The organism is Arthrobacter sp. Marseille-P9274 (assembly GCF_946892675.1).
Taxonomy (GTDB): domain Bacteria; phylum Actinomycetota; class Actinomycetes; order Actinomycetales; family Micrococcaceae; genus Crystallibacter.
This window is the reverse complement of sequence record NZ_CAMPOV010000002.1, coordinates 98,325-115,811: the sequence shown is the minus strand read 5'-3', so window position 1 is coordinate 115,811 and position 17,487 is coordinate 98,325. Positions and strand designations below refer to the sequence as shown.

The following is a 17,487-nucleotide window of genomic DNA, read 5'->3' as shown; positions in this document are numbered from 1 at the left end:
AGCTTCAGGCGCCGACGACGGCGGCGGGCCGGGGGCGGGTGGTCAGCTTTTCGATGTGCTTGGTGCGGTCCGTGGCCTTGATGAGCCGCTGGACGAAGACGCCGGGGGTGACGATGTTGTTCGGATCCAGCTGGCCTGGCTCGACGATGACCTCGGCCTCGGCGACCGTGACCTTGCCGGCGGTGGCGACGACCGGGTTGAAGTTGCGCGCGGTGTACCGGTAGATGAGGTTGCCGTCCGTGTCCGCGGTGTGGGCGTGCACCAGCGCGAGGTCGGCGACGATCCCGCGCTCCTGGACGTAGAGCTGGCCGTCGAACTCGGCGTGCGGCTTGCCCTCGGCGATCTGGGTGCCGACGCCGGTCTTGGTGTAGAAGGCGGGGATGCCGGCGCCACCCGCGCGCAGCCGCTCGGCGAGGGTGCCCTGCGGGTTGAATTCCACCTCCAGCTTGCCGGCCAGGAACTGCTCGGCGCAGAGCTTGTTCTCGCCGATGTAGGAGCCCAGCACCTTGCGCACCTGGCCGCCCTCGAGCAGGACGCCCAGGCCCTTGCCGTCCACGCCCATGTTGTTGGAGATGATGGTCAGGTCCTTCACGCCCGAATCGCGGACCGCGTCGATCAGGTCCATGGGAATCCCGGACAGGCCGAAACCCCCGACGGCGATGGTGATCCCGTCGGCGAGCACATCGTGAAGTGCGGCCACCGGGGCCTCGGAAAGCTTGGACATTTTCTGCTCCTCGTTATGCGCCAGTGGCGCCTTAGTCGCTGTTCACCGGTATGTCTGGTTGGGCCAGTGCTGTGAAGCGGGGATTGTTTGTTTCCGGTTTTCCTGAGCCGCGGACGGCTCGGGGGCGTCCGCGGCTCAGGGGCCGGGTTAGCGGGGTCCGTGGATTTCTGCGGGCTGCGTGTGGCTGTTGGCCGCGGCGTCCGGGTGGGGGATCTCCAGGGGTTCCTTGCTGCGGTCTTTGATGATGGAAACCGCGCTGATGGAAACGATCGATGCGCCGATAAGGTAGATGGAAATCGATGCCGTGGTCCCGGTTGTGCTGAACAGGTACGTGGCAATGGTCGGGACGAATGCTCCGCCGATGAGGGAGCCCAGGCCGTAGGCGATGGACGCTCCGCTGTACCTGACTCTGGCCGGGAACATTTCGCAGAAGAGCGCGGACTGGGGGCCGTAGGTCAGGCCCTGGCCGAAGGAGAGCAGTATGACGGCCAGCAGCAGCATCGGGAAGCTGCCGGTATTGATGAAAGCGAAGATGGGGAACGCGATCGCCATCTGGGCGGTGAAGCCGATCTGGTAGGTGCGTTTGCGCCCGATGCGGTCCGAGAGCGGACCGCCGATCCAGGTAAAGAGGAGCCATGTCATTGAGGCAAAGACGACGGCCAGGAGGACGGTGTTGCGGTCCATGCCTACGGCGCCGGTGGCGTAGGAGGTGATGTAGCCGCCGACAAGCAGGTAGCCTCCGACACCGTTGCCCATGAAAATCAGCGCGCCCAGGACGACGTGGCGCCAATTGAAGCGGAAGAGCTGGACAAGCGGTGTGGCGGACTCTGCCTTCTTTTCCTTCAGCTCCATGAAGACGGGGCTTTCCTCGACGTTGCGGCGGATCATGATGCCGGCGATGATCAGGGCGAAGCTCAGCAGGAACGGAATGCGCCAGCCCCAGGCGAAGAAGTCCGCATCGGACAGCATCGTTGAGAGCAGCGTGATCATGCCGATGGCCAGGACCATGCCGGCCGGTGCGCCCAGCTGCGGGTAGACACCGAACTTTCCGCGCTGACCGTCGGGGGCGTGCTCAACGGCCAGCAATGCGGCCCCGCCCCATTCACCTCCGGCGGACAGGCCTTGGAGGATGCGCAGGAACACGAGCAGGATGGGTGCAGCGATCCCGATGGTGGCGTAGGTGGGCAGCAGCCCGATGGCAAAGGTCGCCCCGCCCATCAGACCAAGGGTCAGGACCAGTACTGCGCGGCGGCCGAGCTTGTCTCCCAGGTAGCCGCCCCAGATGGCCCCGAGCGGACGGAAGACGAAGCTGACTCCGGCTGTAGCGAAGGCGACGAGGGTGGCCGCTGTTCCCTCGAGCGGGGAGAAGTAGAGCTGGGCGAAAACCAGCGCTGCGGCGTTGGCGTAAATGAAGAAGTCGTACCATTCGATCGTCGTGCCAACTGCTGTCGCCAGGGCGACCCGGCGGTGGGCCCGGGCGGCGCAGGCCTTATTGATGGTTGTCATCTATTTGATCCAGACAGTTAGGGCCTCTCATCCGGGGGAATCCCTCGGAATGAGGCACTGGGAAGAGGAAGCGGGAGGAACGAACTCCCGGTTACGCCGCGTATGTGCGTGCTGAGCCGCGCGTCATCAGCGGCGGTGTCGGCTCCGGCTGCGGTTCACCGCAGAATGCGGAACCCACCGCCCGGCGGAGCGAAGCAACGATGCTTTCAGGGTCGCGGGCATCGCAGACCGCTGCCACGTAGGCATCGGGCCGGATGATCCAAACGTCGTGTGCCGACGGCTTCAGCTGGAGCTGCAGGGAACCGGTCGGATCGATGTCCGAAATTTTCAGGACCGATACAGGGGTATTGCCGACACGCCGTACCAGGGGTTCGAAGGTTGCGGCGTCGGCGGCGTCCCCGGTCAGCAGGATCATGCCTTCCCTAGCCAGACGGCGGATCCGGTGTTCGGTTCCGGCGACCGTGACCGCGGCGTCGGGCAGGATCACCCCGGGTCCGGGATCGACCAGGGTGCCTTTGGGCGGCCGTCCGGCGAAGGGCCGCCCGGGGTTCGGGCTGGTCAGGGGGGACTCGGTGTACCAGAACGGCTCGAACAGCCGTCCGGAATTGATGTTCTTCCGGGCAGCCGGATCCGTCAGTGCCTGCTCCAGGTACCGGGTGCGGATCTCTTTCTGCTCGGGGGTCTGGGGGACCAGGAAGTCCATGGTGTCGGAGGTGACCGCGATGTTTTCCAGTGCCGCGGCCCGGCGCTCGTTGTCGTAGGAGTCCAGCAGGCTTTCATCTGCCCAGCCGTGCAGCACGAAGGCCAGTTTCCATGCGGCGTTTTCGGCGTCTCCGATGCCGGAGTTCAGTCCCCGGCCGCCGAAGGGGGAGACAAGGTGGGCGAGGTCGCCGGCCAGCAGGACCTTGCCGACCCGCATTTTGTTGACTACCCGGGAATGGAACCGGTAGACCGACTTCCAGACGATCTCGTAAGGGGTCTCCCCGATGATCTGCCGGATCCGGCGGTCGAGGCCGCCGCTGGCCTCGTCCTGCTCGATGTCGTACCCGGCGGGGACCTGCCAGTCGATGCGGTACTGGGAATCCGGGCAAGGGTGGATGAGGACCTGCCGGCCCGGGTTCCATTCGGGGTCGAAGTAGAAGCGGCGTTCGCCTTCCCATCCCTCGAGCGAGGCCTTGATGTCGCAGATCAGGAAGCGGTCCTCGAAGGTCCGGCCGTCCAGCGTCACCCCGATCTCCTTGCGCAGTTCGTCCGCGCGTGCCCCGCAGGCGGCGACTGCGTAGTCGCCGGAGAACCGGGTGCGGGACCCGTCGTGGGCGACGGCGGTGATCGTGACACCTGAATCGTTCTGGGAAACGCCTTCGGCGGTGCGGTCCCAGACCACGCGGATGCTGGGCTGTTTGGCGATTTGTTCATCCAGCAGCTGTTCGGAGCGGGTCTGGGAGATGTTGACGAATGCCGGGAACGGGGAGTCGGCCGTTTCGAAATACGTGTCGCAGAACAGCTCCTGAGAGCCGTAGAAGGTGCGGGAACGGCTCCAGATCAGGCCTTCACGGGCGATGTTGGCACCGGCACCGACGTGCTCCCAAATGTCCAGGACGTCGCGGTGCTGGGCGATGGCCTTGGAGCCGATGGAATCGCGCTTGGGGCGGCCGTCGAGCAGGGTGACGTTGATTCCCCACTTTGCGAGTAGCAGGGCGGTGGTCTGTCCTACGGGTCCGTTCCCGAGAACGAGTACGTGTTTGTTGTTCATGGCACAGTTGTTCCTCTGTTATGTGGCGTGAAGAAGAGTCCGTTGGTCCACGGGAAGGTAGCTGGGTGCCGGTGCCGTTGACGGCGGGCTGGGATGTCCGTGGGACCGGAGATGGAATCAGTCGTGGAGACGGGACCAGACTTCACGGTCGCGTTCCATGGTCCAGATGACGGGCCGCTCGATGCCGGAAAGTTCATCCCATAGACGGGAGACGTTGAACGGCAGGCAGTGCTCGAAGATCGGCCAGTGGCCGTAGTCCTCGTGAAGTGCGTCGCGGCAGGCAGCGAAGGCTTCCTTGACGGTGCCTCCCCGCTGCTGGATAGCTGTTGTCTCCCGGATCATGGTGGTCAGGAACGTGCGGCTTTGTTCGATGGCGGCGTCGACGGCGGCCTGGCCGCGGCTGACCGTCCCGCGGCCGCCGATCAGTTGTTTGGCGCCGAATGCCTTGATCCGGTCCAGGGTGTTGTTGGCCCACTCGAGGTGGTAGGCGTCTCCGGTGTAGAGCGCGGCCTGCGCTTCGACGAGGTCGCCGGCAAAGAGGATCTTTTCCTTGGGCAGCCAGGCAACGATGTCCCCGTCCGTGTGCCCGCGGCCGACATGCTCCAGTACCAGGTCCCCCCGGTCTCCGCCAAGGTTGATGGTCAAGCGGTCTGCGAAGGTCACAGTGGGAAAGGTCAGGCCCGGGATGGATTCGGCGTTCTTCGCAAGGCGGGGGAAGCGGCCGAACTCGCTGTCCCAGTCTTCCTTGCCGCGCTCCTCGATGAGCCGGTGCGTGTTCTCGTGGGCGATGACCGACTGTGCCCCGAATCCAGGCGCCCCGAGGACCCGGACGGCGTGGTAATGCGAGAGCACTACGTGGCGCACCGGCTTGTCAGTGTGGGCGCGGAGAATGTCCAGCCACTTCTGTGTGGCAACCGGCGTGGCGAGGGCTTCGAAACAGACGAGGAAGTCCTCGCCTTCGATGGCGCCGATGTTCGGGTCGCCCTCGGCGGTGAGCGCGTAGACGCCGTCCGCGAGAATTTCGAGGGTCTGCTTCTTGTCTGCGAGGTCCGCAACGGACGCAAAAGCTTTGGGTGGCATGGTCACTCTTTCGTAAATGCATTTACAAATTTTTAGCCACTGTAACTCACCTCACCTTCCTAAGGGAAGGGGCTATCGGAACGGTTTCGCTGCGGCGGGAGCTAGTCCCGAACCCGGGCGCCGACCTCCTTGCGGTGGGACATCAGCTTCTCCAGAAGCATGACCAGCACCTGCTGCTCCACTTCCGTGAGGGCTGATGCCCAGCGTGCCTCCTGCATGTTCTGGTCACGGTATGCGTTCCTGGCGTAGTCGCTGCCCTCGTCCGTCAGCTCAAGCAGGATCGTCCGCCCGTCCGCTCCCGAGGAGTTTTTGCGCAGCATGCCCTTGCCGATCAGCGTAGTGCTCAGATTTGAGACCGCGGCCCGGCTCATTCCCGCCAGTTTCGCAGCCCGGCCCGACTCCAGCGGCCCTGCGAGCCAGACTACGAACAGCAGCCGGAAGGCGGACCAGGACAGTCCGCGGGGGCGGTGGACCGAGGATTCCAGGTCGTAGACCACAAGATTGGCGGCGCGGTTGAGCGTGATGACGAGCTTGGTGGCCACGGGGTCCGTATCGTCGAGTTTCTCGACGATCCTTTCCCGGGCCAGTTCTACGAACGACCAGTAATCCAGCCGATTCAGGTCCTGGGCGGCCCCGCCGCCCGCGTTTTCAGTCATTTTGCCAATCTAGCGCGAAGGGATCCGGTCGGTGCGCCCGCCGCGCGCCCGCGGTCAACTAGGTGACGACCATCGCATTTTTTTGTATAACCGTTTACTATTAATGGGACAGCTTGGATCACGACTTAAGGAGAGCAGCATGGCGTTCTACCGTCAGGTGGGTTCCCTCCCGAAAACGCGGCATACGTTGTTCCGCGATGACTCCGGGGAGATTTTGTACGAGGAACTGATGGGCGAGGAGGGGTTCTCCTCGGACTCATCCCTCCTGTACCACCGGAATATTCCGTCTGCGCTGGTGGGTGCCCGGGTGTGGGAGCTGCCGGAGCAGTCCCTCACGCCGAATGCGCCCCTGATTCCCCGGCATCTGAAACTGCATGATCTGTTCAGTGCCGAGGACACCCAGGGGACGGACGCAGTCACGGGCCGGCGGCTGGTTCTGGGCAACGGGGACGTGCGCATCAGCTACGCCTGGGTGGGGAAGACCTCCCCGCTGTACCGCAACGCCGTCGGGGACGAATGCGTCTACGTCGAGGACGGAGCGGCCGTTGTGGAGACGGTCTTCGGCGCCCTGCCGGTCTCCCGGGGTGACTACGTCATCATCCCGCGGGCGACCACGCACCGGTGGGTCCTCCCGGAGGGAGGGAACGCGAGGCTTTACTTCATCGAAGCCAACAGCCATATCGGCCCGGCTCGGCAGTACCTGTCCAAACAGGGGCAGTTCCTTGAGCACGCCCCGTACTGCGAACGGGACCTGCGCGGCCCCGCGGAGCCGCTGCTCGCCGAGGGCCAGGATGTGGACGTTTACATCAAGCACCGCGGCACGGGCCCGAGCGGCCTGGCCGGCACCATCCACACGCTGCCGGAGCACCCGTTCGACGTGGTCGGCTGGGACGGCTGCCTCTACCCCTACGTGTTCAACATCGACGACTACATGCCCATCACCGGCAAGGTGCACCAGCCGCCGCCAGTGCACCAGGTCTTCGAAGGCCACAACTTCGTCATCTGCAACTTCGTCCCCCGCAAGGTCGACTACCACCCGCTCTCGGTGCCCGTCCCGTACTACCACTCCAACGTGGATTCCGATGAGATCATGTTCTACGTCGGCGGCGACTACGAGGCCCGCAGGGGATCCGGCATCGGCATCGGCTCCATCTCCGTCCATCCCGGCGGCCACGCGCACGGCCCCCAGCCCGGCGCCGTCGAAGCCAGCCTCGGCAAGGACTACTTCGACGAACTTGGCGTCATGGTCGACACCTTCCGGCCTCTGGACCTGGGCGAAGCCGGGCTTGCTTGCGACGACGGAGTTTACGCCGGCTCCTGGACCGGCGGACGGTGGATCAATGGGTGAGCCGATGACCGCCGGCCTGTACGGTTTCTTTGATGACGCCGCGGTCTTCCCCCCGGGATCGGCGCCGCTCGACGCCGCGGTCCGGGATCATCTGGCCAGGCGGTCATCGCCGCTCGCCGCCCTGACCGGGCCGTTGCTTTTGTCACTCGACCAAGTAGCCGAAGCCCACCGCCTCGCACAAGAGACCGCGCACCTGCTGGGAATCGACCTCGCTGCCGCCCCGCTGCGGATCGGCGTGGTCATCCCCGCAGGCAGACTCCATGACGCGCTCGAGTTGGCGGCTCGGACCATGAACGGGATACGGGTTACCGGCCTGGAGTTGAAAACATCCTCCGATTCCTGGCAAGCGGACGTGGCTGCCCTGCAGCAGGCCGACACCTCCGCATCCCGGCACATCGAGTTCACCGCCGCACAAATTTCCGAGGGAGCCCTGACCGCACTGCAGGGCGGAAACGTGGACCTGAAGTTCCGCACCGGGGGACTGGACGCCCGGCTCTTTCCCGCACCGGGGGAGCTGGCCAAAGTCATTGGCCAATCCGTCCGCCAGCGGGTCCCGTTTAAGCTCACCGCCGGCCTCCACCAGGCAGTGCGGCACACCAACCCCGCCACCGGATTCATCCACCACGGATTCCTTAACATCGCGGTGGCCACCGGAGCAGCGGACCAGGGAGCCGGAACGGACCGCCTGCACGAAATCCTGGAAGAAGAGGACGGGACCCGGCTGGCCACTGAAGTCAGGGTCTTCACGACTAATTCCTGGCGGCGATGGTTCCGGTCTTTCGGCACCTGCAGCATCGATGAACCGCTCGAATCACTGACAGCGCTAGGACTCGACCCGGCCGCCTTCAACCGCTTTGGCAACGGCTTTCGCGCCGATGCAATCACTTTAAACACTCCCGAACATGAGAGGGCACACCCGTGACCGCCATTGAAACCGGCAGCATCGCCGAGATGCTCGCAGCAGAAGGGTTCGGCCTCGATCACCTTCCCTACGCTTCCTTTACCCCGGCCGGAGCCGGTTCTCCCAGCCTTGGCGTCCGGATCGGAAACCACGTCCTGACCGTTTCCACCATCACAGGTCTTGCGGACGCGTCCGCCGAATTAAAACAGGTCAGTGACAGCGCGAATCTGGACCGCCTGCTGGAAGCCGGGAGGCCGGTCTGGGACCAGCTGCGCACCCTCATCCAGGAAACACTGGCCGACGCCGCTGTGGCTGCTAGGCTGAAGGACCAGCTGCACCACGTTAATGATGTCGAACTGCACCTGCCGTTCACCGTCGGGGACTATGTGGACTTCTACGGCAACGAATACCATGCCACGAACGTCGGGAAGATCTTCAGGCCGGAACAGGCCCCGTTGACCCCTAACTGGAAGCACCTGCCCATCGGCTACCACGGCAGGTCAGGCTCCATCGTTCCCAGCGGCACCCCGGTGCCGCGGCCTAAGGGTATGCGGCCGGAGCCCGACGGTGTTCCGTCGTTCGGCCCGTCCAGGCGGCTGGACATCGAAGCCGAAGTCGGCTTCGTCCTGGGCGGCAGCGCACCTGCCGGCGAGGTCGCGCTGGACCAGGCAGGAGAGCACATCTTTGGCCTGGTGCTCACGAATGACTGGTCCGCCCGGGACATCCAGGCCTTCGAGTACGTACCCCTCGGACCGAACCTGGGCAAGTCCTTCGCCACTTCTATCGCTGCGTGGGTCACTCCCGTTGCCGCGCTCGAGCAGGTACGGACAACGCCTCCGTCCCGGGATATACCGCTGGCAACGTACCTCGATGACAGCAATACCAAGCCCTGGGGATTCGACCTGCAGATCGAAGTCCTACTGAACGGTGAGACCGTCTCGCGCCCTCCGTTTGCCAGTACATACTGGACGGCCGCGCAGATGCTCGCCCATATGACCGTCAACGGGGCCTCGTTGCGACCCGGTGATTTTTTTGCCGGCGGCACGATCTCCGGGCCCGAGAAGAACCAGCGCGGATCCTTCCTCGAACTGGCCTGGGGCGGAGCGGAACCGCTTGCCCTCGACGACGGCACGGAGTTCATCTTCCTGCGCGATGGAGACGAGGTAACTCTTCGTGCCACCGCGCACACCGGCCAGGGGACGTTTGTCCGGCTCGGCGACTGCACGGGCCGAATAGTCCCGGCAACTACCGTATGAATGGCTCCTGAGCGTCCCGGAAGCCGCCGCTGGCACTCTTCGGCGTCAGCCCAAAGTCGGCGTGAGCCTCAAGGTCTAGTCAAGCGGTAACCAAAACCAGCGCCGCGTGCGTCTCATCGGCTGCCGCGGGGTGCCGGGGAAGGCAGGGTACAGCGCGCTGCAGTTCGCTGCCTTCCCTAGGCACCTGTTTGGAAGCGGGGCCTCACCCCTATGATCTCCTGAGGGGACCAGCTAGTCCTCACGCGTGGAGCGAGGGGCGATAGCCAGTCAGAGTTGTTCCACTGAACCTTTGCTTGAAGTTGTCACGAGGCCTTCAGCAGGGAAATGAGGCTTCCGTGAATGTAACGTCTCTCGCCAGGGTGCTGGTCTGAACGACCGTCATGTGCTGCTGAAGGCGGACAAGGTTATGCCGTTAACTTCGATAGCTCGAGTATTTTGCCGTTTTGAGCGAGCACCAGACTCTGAGTGCCGCCGCAGCAGCCTTGCATGCGTCGGAGTCGACCCCGTCTCAGTCCCTCACTGATCTGGAAAGATCTGTAGATCCAATGTGACAGCGGATGAGAGCCAGAGGGTTGTCATTGACTCCGGACGCAGTTTATGTCCTTGCCTGGCCGCCACAACAACGGCATCTGCACAGACCGGCTGTCCTTTCGGAGCGATTCGCGGGGCAGTCGCACGCCGATAACCGTCCCTGCGCGGCAAATCCTGTCGGACGAGCCCGTCCGCCGACCCGCGGATAAGGTCGGGGATTGTGAGCCTGTTTGGAGAGCGTCGTTCCTTTCCGAGCCGGTCGCGGTCCGGTCAGGTCAGGTAGCGTGACCCCCCAGACTTGGCAGATGGGAGTTCTGGGCGTCAAAAGACGATTGTGGTGTTGCCGTGCACCATCACCCGGTCCTCGCAGTGCCATGTGACGGCGCGGGAGAGGACGGCGCGTTCCACGTCTGCGCCGCTGCGCATCAGCTGGGAGACCGAATCATTGTGGGAGACCCGGACGACGTCTTGTTCGATGATCGGGCCCTCGTCGAGGTCCTTAGTGACGTAATGGGCGGTGGCTCCGATCAGCTTCACACCGCGGTCCTTGGCCTTGCGATAGGGGCCTGCACCGATGAAAGCGGGGAGGAAGGAGTGGTGGATGTTGATGACCGGGACCTTGACCATGTCGAGGAAGTCCTCCGAAATGATCTGCATGTACCTGGCGAGTACGACAAGATCTGCGTTGCCGGCCAGCAACTCGAGGTGTTTGGTCTCGGCAGCCGTCTTATCGCCATCAATGATCGGAACGTGGAAGTAGGGGATGCCGAAGGGGCGGACGGCATCGGCCAGGTCTGCGTGGTTGGATACGACCATGACGATGTCCATGGGGATCTCTCCGCGCTTGTGTCGCCACAACAGATCAAGGAGGCAGTGGTCGGTCTTCGAAGCGAAGATCGCCACGCGCTTGCGCTTGCTGGCTTCGGTGAGCCTCCACGTTGCTTGGAATTCACCGGCCAGGTCCGTCTCTATGTCTCTTTCAAGGTTATTCCTACGGGCGCTGAGGCCGGGGAGGTGGAATACGGTGCGCTGGAAGAACTGGCCGTCGTCGAGGCCGGTGGTGAACTGGTCGAGGGAGAGGATGTTTCCTCCGTGCTCCGTGATCAGGCGTGAGACCGAGGCTACGATTCCCGGCCGGTCCGGGCAGCTGACCAGTAGCCGGCCGATGTCGTTGATGAGCCATGGTTCCGGATTGTTGGTGTGTGTGGGGACGACAGACTGGGCGAAAGTGGACATTGCTTCCTCAAAAGATAGTGCTCAGTCGGGGGTGGGGCGGCCTGGCCCGCAGGCGTCCCACCCCCAGTGACTGCTGGCGGGCTGGTTCAGACGGTGCCTTAGCGTGCCCGAAGCTCTGCGCCCCTGGGTTCCTTGATCAACGATGTCCCGATGTAGGAGGCGACGAACAGGACCATGATGTACAGGGCAATGGATAGGGAGCTTCCCGTTGATCCGAGCAGGGATTCGGCGATCATCGGGGCGAAGGCCCCGCCGAAAACGGCTCCGATCGCGTAGGAGATCGAAATGCCGGAGTAGCGGACCCGGGCCGGGAAGAGTTCGGCATACATTGCCGACAGCGGTCCGTAGGTCAGGCCGTTGCCGATGGTGAAGACAACCAGCCCCAGGGCGTAAAGCCAGATGTTCCCGGTGTCGATGAGCAGGACCAGCGGAATCATCCATACGAACATGATGGTGTAGCCGATTCTCAGCGCCTTCGTCCGCCCGATCCTGTCCGAAACACTGCCGCCGTAGAGGGTGAAGGCGAGCCAGAAGAGGGCCGCGAACGTGGAGGCGAGCAGCACCCGGGACTGGTCCATGCCATGGGTCCGGATCGCGTAGGAGGAGAAGAACGCGATGAACAGGTATCCTGAAGCGCTGCTGCCGATGTGTGACAGGGCGGCCAAGACGATGTTCTTTGAATCGTTCTTGAACAGGGTCTTCAGCGGCGTCGCGCTTTCATGCTTGAGGGCTACCATCTCCTCAAACACCGGGCTTTCGGATACGGCACGGCGGATGAAGTAGCCGATGACGATCAGGACAAGGGACAGCAGGAATGTGACGCGCCAGCCCCAGGCCAGGAATTGCTCGTCGGTTGTCAGCGAGGTCACGACGAATACTATGAACGTGGCCAGGACCATGCCGGCGGGCACTCCGATTTGCGGATAGGCGCCGAAGAAGCCGCGGCGGTGTGTCGGCGCGTGTTCGACGGCCATGAGGACCGCTCCGCCCCATTCACCGCCGGCCGAGATGCCCTGGATGATGCGCATGAGGATCAGCAGCAGCGGTGCCGTGATTCCCCATTGTTCGTAGGTGGGCAGCAGCCCGATCAGACTGGTGGCCGTGCCCATGAGGACGAGGGTGAAGATCAGCACGCCCTTCCGGCCGAATCTGTCGCCCAGGTATCCGGCGACGACCGCGCCGAGCGGACGGAACAGGAAGCTGACGCCTAGCGAGGCCCAGGCGACCATTTGGGGCCAAACGCCTCCCTCCTGACCCATGGGCGCGAAGTAGAGCTGGGCGAAGACGAGGCCGGCGGCCTGTGCGTAGATGAAGAAGTCGTACCACTCGATGGTGGTGCCGACCAGGGTGCCGGCGAGCACGCGGCGTTCGTCGCGGGTGAGGGCACGCTGCGGGTTGAGCGTTTTTGTTGCCACGGTCGTTTGCCCTAGACCGTCGCCGCAGTAAGTTCGGCGCGGCGGTTGTCGGCCTTGTACGGGTAGCTGTGCACGGTGGCTCGGATGCGCTTCTGCCGGTGGCCGGGATCGCCCCAAATGACTTCGACCTCGGTGCCGGGCTTGGTGTAGGCGATGTCCAGTACTCCGTGGGAGAGGACTTTGCGGAAGTAGTAGCTGAAGCCGCGCGAGGTGGTTGAACCGATTTCCTTCTCTCCGTCCGCCACTGAGCTCGCGTACATCGCGAACCACTGGGCGCGCGGGAATTCCATGAAATCGTAGGGCTCTTCGTCGTGCCACAGGGACTCGTAGACTTCTTTCACGTCGTCCAAATTCCATACGAGGGTCACGATCTTGCGGGTGGGCTCTGCCATTTCCCGTTCGAGGGCCTCGCGTCCGTAGAATTCATGGTCGAACTTCACGTTGCGTTCCCAGCCCAGTTCGATGGGGCTGCGGTACCAGGCGCTCGGGTCGGATCCGTTGAAGCTGCCCTTGACCTTCATGCAGCGTTGGAAGCTCTGGTACCACTCGACGCTCGTGTCGTTCACGACCGGCTTGTTGTACGCCTGGAAGTATCCGGCTTCGTCGGCCCCGGTGATGGCGGGCAGATAGTCGTGGGTGACGGTGGGGAAACCCGCTTCGAGGTGGTTGACCATGGCGGTGCGCGCGCCCATGCGGCGCAGGTTGTACTTTCTTCCCGCGGCCAGAATCGCAGCGCGGATCCGATCCGAATGCTCACCCGGCCCCTGTAGCTCGAACCCGATCTCTCCTGCCATCCCCTGGCGCAGGAAACGGACCGGGATGCCGTCAATGCTCGAGTCCTTGAAGTGCATGAATTTGGTGTCCGTCAGGTCGTCTGCGGTCAGCTCCTGGAGCAGCGGCAGGGATTTCGGCCCGGACACCTGGAACTTGAATTCCGAAATTTGCAGGTCAAGTTCGGCGTCGTACCCGCCCTGGTCGAAGTTGTATTTGATCCAGGTGCTCACAGGTCCTCGTGCGTTAAAGAGGAAATCGTCCTCAGCCTGGCGGGCCAGGATGCCTTCACCGATCACCTTGCCGGCAGCGTTGCAGAAGATCGCGTGCTTCGCCTGGCCGATGGTGAACTTGGCGAAGCTGTTGACGGCAAAGTCGGAGAAAAGCTTCAGCGCGTCCGGCCCGACCACGCGCAGCTCGTCGAGATAGGACCAGTCGCCGATGTAGGCGTCTTCCTTCCACGAAACGTTCTCGTCCTGCCAGCCGGTGTACTCGAGCTTTCCCCATGATGCTGCGATGTCCAGTCCGGTGCGCAATTCATCTGCTGTGAATCCCATTTTTCTTCTCCCTCGAAGCGGTCGATGGCTGATTCGCAATAGCCCCAGCGTAGAGACGTGAAGAAGGTCCTAAAAGCGCAAAGATTTAGGGTTATTCTTAAAGAGAAGCTATTTATGTCTGATGGAGTGCTGACTCTAGGGGCAAGAAGGAGCGCCACTTGACGAGGTTCACGCTAGTTCAGCTTGAGTACTTATGTTCGGTGGCCGAGACGGGATCCCTCGCCGGGGCGGCTGAGAAGCTGAATGTCTCTTCCGCGGCAGTCTCCGCCGGGCTCGCTGCCCTGGAGCGGTCCATGAAGGCGCAGCTAGTAGTGGGACGCAAGTCCCAGGGCACACAACTCACCGCCGGCGGGCACCGCTTTTATGCAGAAGCCAAGGACATCCTGCGCATGGCCGGTGAAGCCGAACTCGCTTTGGCAGGCGAAGCCGAGGAACTCGTCGGCCCGCTGTCCATCGGATGCTTCCCGACCCTCGCGCCGACCGTGCTGCCAGCCGTGACCAAGTACTTCTCGGAGCACCACCCGCGTGTCACCGTCAACTACACCATCAAGGCCCAGCAGCAACTCATTCAGAAGCTCATGCTCAATGAGCTTGACTGCGTCTTGCTCTACGACCTGTACCTGCCCGAAGGCCTCCAAAAGGAACATCTCAAGACCGTAGCCGTCTACGTTATGGTGGGCAGCGATCACCGCGTCGCCGGCAGGAACGGCGTGACGCTCAAGGAACTTGAGTCCGAGCCTCTCGTCCTCTTCGACGCCGACCCCGCGAACACGCACAGCTTCAGCATCTTCCAGCGAGCCGGCGTGCAGCCTCAGATCCGATACCGAGGAACCGAGTACGAGCTCATCCGAGGCATGATCGCACGAGGCCTTGGATACTCTCTAATGATTCACCGGCCGGCGCACAATCTCACCTATGAAGGTCTTCGCGTGGCCTACGTTCCTATCCGGCCGGCCATTCCTGACGAGAGCATTGTCGGGGTGTGGCCCGCGAACGTAAACCTCAACCGACGTGCCCGTAAATTCATCGAGGTTGCACGGGACGTTCTGGCATCCTCAAGCTTGGAGGAAAATGCCGGATTGCAAACCCCGGCACCCCCTCTGCCGGACCAAAGATGAAGTGAAGGGCCTCTACTGGTCCATGAAGAGCGAGGGAACTCTGGGGCACGGGCACCACTTACCGAACGTGCGGCGGAGTAGAGGGTCGTCGCTCACTGGGTAATGGCTGTAGGGCTGCCGTAAGCTGGTCCGTCAGCGGCGCGTCATCTAAGGGAAGAGTCGCTCACGCGACGGTCTGCAGCGTGCCTCAGGTTTTGGAATTCGTCGACGGTGCGGTGAGATCTTGGCCGGTCTCATCGGAGCGGGTTGCGTTGACTCGTGTCGGTTTTGGCGCGGGAGTCCTTCCGGATTGAGAGTTAGGCCGGCAGGATTTTCCGCCCCGGGGGTCTATAGTTTGCTTCCGACAGTGTCGGTCTGGTGTTGGACGATTCGGTACTCGTCGGTGGAGAGCATCTTGCGTTCCCCGGTGGGAAGTTCGCGGATCCACACGATGTTGAGCTGCGGCATAGTGTCGTCCACGTGTCCGCTGTAGCGGAAGTTTCCGTCGCTGTGGATGTCAACGAGGTCGCCGTGTTGCAGGGAAATAGATTTGATTGCGCTAGCGGTGTGGTTTCTCATTTGATCTTGCCATTCCTGGATTGCGGTCCGAGGTGTAATGGTCGGACGTATCGGGATGCTGAAAAACTCGGTGGGGCGGTGACAAGCGGGCGGCGAGCCGCGCAGTCAGAAACGGTCTCGAACGTGCCGCTCCCGGCCGTAGAGCGCAACGACAATGAGGATGATGACCCCGTAAATGATCCGGCTTTGGGCCTCGGCCAAGCCGTTGCTGACGATGATTGTCGATAGTCCCGTGAGGATGAGGGCGCCGAGCAGTGTTCTTGTGAAGCTGCCGCGGATGGAGCCGAAGGTGGTCCCGCCCACGAGAACGGCGGCCAGCCCGGAGAACAGGTAGGGTTCACCGATCGACTGTGCCCACCCGGAACTAAAACTGGCGATGAACATGCCTGCAATTCCGGCGAGTGTGCCCGAGGCTGCGAACACAAGTGTCCATACGGCGGTCGTATTGATGCGGGTTAGCTTGGCTGCACGGGCGTTGATGCCGGTCGCGTAGAGGCTGCGGCCGGCGGGTGTACGGGTGAGCCCGAACCATAACAGCACTGCCGCTACGGCCACGATCAGGATGATGGGCGGAAGCGGCATGCCGAAGGTCGTGCTGGTTACTCCGGCAAGGTTCCGCAGGAATTCGGGCGGCGCGGAGGCGTAGTTTCCGTTGGCGAGGAACAGTGTGCCTCCGGTGAGGGCGGCTCCCATGCCGAGCGTCATCATTAGCGGTTCGACCTTCAGCCGATGGCACAGGAAGCCGATGGCGGCGCCGAGCCCACCGCATACGGCGATCGTCAGGAGGAAAGCCACGGGGACGGGCCAGCCTTGTCCGCCGGCCAGGTTTGCTGCGACGAATGCGCCGAAGATGACATAACCGGGGATCGCGAGATCGAGTCCGCCCAGGATAACTACCAAGGTCTGGCCCATCGCGGCGAGTGAGAGCAGCGATGCAATGATGAGGAGCGCTGTGGCAGATCGGAGGTTTGCGATTCCGGGGACGGTCGCCAGAAGCCATGCTACGACTACACCGAGGACCAGCACTTGAAGGATCGGCTGTTGCACCACCAGAGTGCGGGTGCGGGACCTGAGCCCCTCCCGGGATGGGACAGGGGTGAGTGGAGCGGCTGAAGGCTGGGCGGTCATGCGGTTCTCCGTGAAATTCGAGGGCTGAGCAGCGTCGCTCCGAGCACTACACCGACGATCAGCAGCAGGCCGTAGGTGAATTCGATGAGGTTAGGTTGAACGCCGGTGGACGTGAGCAGTTGCTGGAGCAGGTAGATGGCGAGTGCTCCGAAGAACGTTCCGAGTAAGCCGCCGCGGCCGCCTCCGAGTCTCGTTCCTCCGAGGACGGCGGCGGCCAGACCGAGAAGCGCATACGTGCTGGCGAGGGAGGAACCGGACGCTTGCAGCAGAGCCGACAGGGCGATCCCGGCGATGCCGGCGAACAATCCGCCCAGGGTGTAGGCGAGCACGCGCATCGCCGTCACGTTCACGCCGGATCCGTAGGCTGAGGAGTCGCTGTCCCCGGTCGCCAGAAGGTTGCTGACAAAAACGGTCCGCTTCAGCAGGAACCACACAAGCGCCGCGACGCCCAGCGTGATGACTGCACCGGGCAGGACGCCGATGGAGCCGGCCAGCGGCCGAGTCCAGTTGTCGGGTGCGATGACGGGGTTTTTGGCGATCGTCAGCGAGGCGCCGATGAGCAGGAAGAGGACGCCGGTGGTGGCCACGACCGGATGCAGGCGCACGATGGCCACGAGCACGCCGTTGATGGCGCCGACCGCCATCGCGATGGCTAGCAAGAGGGGGACCGCGAGGGGCCAGTCACCCAGCCCGGCGGGGATTAGGACGGCTACGAAAACGCAGTTGATCAGGGTGGCCAGGGGGCCGACGGAGATGTCAATGCCGCCGGAGAGGATGGCCGGTGTGGATGCGAAGCCGACCAGCACGAACGGCGCCAGGGTTGCCAGCGTCGAGCTTAGGCGCGTCGGGGAGGCGAAGCTCGGAGAAACGACGAGATTGATGATCAACAGGATCGCGCACAGCAGCATCGCGAATCCGAAGGGCCATCGTTGAAACATGCTTAGCACCC

The 17,487-nt window shown here is 63.3% G+C and carries 15 protein-coding genes and 1 pseudogene; 5 read left to right on the top strand and 11 right to left on the bottom strand.

Translation table 11 applies throughout. The features are described from left to right. Positions 1-4: 4 nt before the first annotated feature. From OC550_RS13695 to OC550_RS13675, 5 genes are all read right to left on the bottom strand, one after another. Positions 5-724, bottom strand: coding sequence for a CoA transferase subunit A (locus OC550_RS13695; protein ID WP_262106453.1), 720 nt, complete (start codon positions 722-724; stop codon positions 5-7). 147 nt (positions 725-871) lie between these two features. Continuing rightward, on the bottom strand, positions 872-2,230 hold the full coding sequence (locus OC550_RS13690; protein ID WP_262106452.1) for an MFS transporter: 1,359 nt from the start codon (positions 2,228-2,230) through the stop codon (positions 872-874). A gap of 91 nt (positions 2,231-2,321) precedes the next feature. Then, positions 2,322-3,983, bottom strand: coding sequence for an FAD-dependent monooxygenase (locus tag OC550_RS13685; RefSeq protein WP_262106451.1), 1,662 nt, complete (start codon positions 3,981-3,983; stop codon positions 2,322-2,324). A gap of 117 nt (positions 3,984-4,100) precedes the next feature. Continuing rightward, the gene (locus OC550_RS13680) at positions 4,101-5,063 is read right to left on the bottom strand and encodes an MBL fold metallo-hydrolase (RefSeq protein WP_262106450.1); all 963 of its coding nucleotides are present in this window, start codon (positions 5,061-5,063) and stop codon (positions 4,101-4,103) included. A 101-nt stretch (positions 5,064-5,164) separates the two neighbouring features. Continuing rightward, positions 5,165-5,719 (bottom strand): MarR family winged helix-turn-helix transcriptional regulator, encoded by a 555-nt coding sequence (locus OC550_RS13675; protein ID WP_262106449.1) that lies wholly within the window; start codon positions 5,717-5,719, stop codon positions 5,165-5,167. Between the two features lie 139 nt (positions 5,720-5,858). On the opposite strand from OC550_RS13675, the gene OC550_RS13670 reads away from it, so the two are divergent. The 4 genes and pseudogenes from OC550_RS13670 to OC550_RS22380 form a co-directional block, all read left to right on the top strand. Then, positions 5,859-7,067: a homogentisate 1,2-dioxygenase gene (locus tag OC550_RS13670; protein WP_262106448.1), complete on the top strand. Its 1,209-nt coding sequence runs from the start codon at positions 5,859-5,861 to the stop codon at positions 7,065-7,067. Then, on the top strand, positions 7,060-7,989 hold the full coding sequence (locus OC550_RS13665) for a hypothetical protein (RefSeq protein WP_262106447.1): 930 nt from the start codon (positions 7,060-7,062) through the stop codon (positions 7,987-7,989). The genes OC550_RS13670 and OC550_RS13665 overlap by 8 nt, the downstream gene beginning before the upstream one ends. Next, a complete protein-coding gene (gene fahA, locus OC550_RS13660) occupies positions 7,986-9,224 on the top strand; it encodes a fumarylacetoacetase (protein ID WP_262106446.1) in 1,239 nt (412 codons plus the stop codon). Before OC550_RS13665 ends, fahA begins: the two co-directional genes overlap by 4 nt. A gap of 437 nt (positions 9,225-9,661) precedes the next feature. Continuing rightward, positions 9,662-9,775 (top strand): annotated as a pseudogene (locus tag OC550_RS22380) (hypothetical protein); the annotation flags it as partial. 301 nt (positions 9,776-10,076) lie between these two features. Here OC550_RS22380 and purU read toward each other — a convergent pair. The 3 genes from purU to OC550_RS13645 all read right to left on the bottom strand — a co-directional run bounded on the left by purU (position 10,077) and on the right by OC550_RS13645 (position 13,734). Continuing rightward, complete coding sequence (gene purU, locus OC550_RS13655; protein WP_262106445.1) at positions 10,077-10,991, bottom strand: formyltetrahydrofolate deformylase; 915 nt, start codon at positions 10,989-10,991, stop codon at positions 10,077-10,079. A 98-nt stretch (positions 10,992-11,089) separates the two neighbouring features. Next, on the bottom strand, positions 11,090-12,406 hold the full coding sequence (locus tag OC550_RS13650; RefSeq protein ID WP_262106444.1) for an MFS transporter: 1,317 nt from the start codon (positions 12,404-12,406) through the stop codon (positions 11,090-11,092). Positions 12,407-12,417: 11 nt separating this feature from the next. Further along, positions 12,418-13,734, bottom strand: a complete 1,317-nt coding sequence (locus OC550_RS13645) for a hypothetical protein (protein ID WP_262106443.1) — start codon at positions 13,732-13,734, stop codon at positions 12,418-12,420. A 158-nt stretch (positions 13,735-13,892) separates the two neighbouring features. Between OC550_RS13645 and OC550_RS13640 the strand changes: the two genes are divergently transcribed. Continuing rightward, positions 13,893-14,852 carry a LysR substrate-binding domain-containing protein gene (locus tag OC550_RS13640; protein ID WP_262106442.1) on the top strand — a complete coding sequence of 320 codons (960 nt, stop codon included), beginning with the start codon at positions 13,893-13,895 and terminating at the stop codon, positions 14,850-14,852. Positions 14,853-15,179: 327 nt separating this feature from the next. On the opposite strand, the gene OC550_RS13635 is transcribed toward OC550_RS13640, so the two are convergent. From OC550_RS13635 to OC550_RS13625, 3 genes are all read right to left on the bottom strand, one after another. Then, complete coding sequence (locus OC550_RS13635; RefSeq protein ID WP_262106441.1) at positions 15,180-15,410, bottom strand: hypothetical protein; 231 nt, start codon at positions 15,408-15,410, stop codon at positions 15,180-15,182. Between the two features lie 105 nt (positions 15,411-15,515). After that, a complete protein-coding gene (locus OC550_RS13630) occupies positions 15,516-16,457 on the bottom strand; it encodes an ABC transporter permease (RefSeq protein ID WP_262106440.1) in 942 nt (313 codons plus the stop codon). Positions 16,458-16,534: 77 nt separating this feature from the next. Next, entirely contained in the window at positions 16,535-17,476 is a 942-nt protein-coding gene (locus tag OC550_RS13625) for an ABC transporter permease (protein ID WP_262106439.1), read from the bottom strand. Positions 17,477-17,487 lie beyond the last annotated feature (11 nt).

What these genes read in the sequence shown, in the direction of transcription:
- purU (WP_262106445.1), bottom strand. Translation starts at nt 10,991, where the DNA reads ATGTCCACTTTCGCCCAGTCTGTCGTCCCCACACACACCAACAATCCG.
- OC550_RS13685 (WP_262106451.1), bottom strand. Translation starts at nt 3,983, where the DNA reads ATGAACAACAAACACGTACTCGTTCTCGGGAACGGACCCGTAGGACAG.
- OC550_RS13625 (WP_262106439.1), bottom strand. Translation starts at nt 17,476, where the DNA reads ATGTTTCAACGATGGCCCTTCGGATTCGCGATGCTGCTGTGCGCGATC.
- OC550_RS13690 (WP_262106452.1), bottom strand. Translation starts at nt 2,230, where the DNA reads ATGACAACCATCAATAAGGCCTGCGCCGCCCGGGCCCACCGCCGGGTC.
- OC550_RS13645 (WP_262106443.1), bottom strand. Translation starts at nt 13,734, where the DNA reads ATGGGATTCACAGCAGATGAATTGCGCACCGGACTGGACATCGCAGCA.
- OC550_RS13695 (WP_262106453.1), bottom strand. Translation starts at nt 724, where the DNA reads ATGTCCAAGCTTTCCGAGGCCCCGGTGGCCGCACTTCACGATGTGCTC.
- OC550_RS13680 (WP_262106450.1), bottom strand. Translation starts at nt 5,063, where the DNA reads ATGCCACCCAAAGCTTTTGCGTCCGTTGCGGACCTCGCAGACAAGAAG.
- OC550_RS13670 (WP_262106448.1), top strand. Translation starts at nt 5,859, where the DNA reads ATGGCGTTCTACCGTCAGGTGGGTTCCCTCCCGAAAACGCGGCATACG.
- OC550_RS13665 (WP_262106447.1), top strand. Translation starts at nt 7,060, where the DNA reads ATGGGTGAGCCGATGACCGCCGGCCTGTACGGTTTCTTTGATGACGCC.
- OC550_RS13675 (WP_262106449.1), bottom strand. Translation starts at nt 5,719, where the DNA reads ATGACTGAAAACGCGGGCGGCGGGGCCGCCCAGGACCTGAATCGGCTG.
- OC550_RS13635 (WP_262106441.1), bottom strand. Translation starts at nt 15,410, where the DNA reads ATGAGAAACCACACCGCTAGCGCAATCAAATCTATTTCCCTGCAACAC.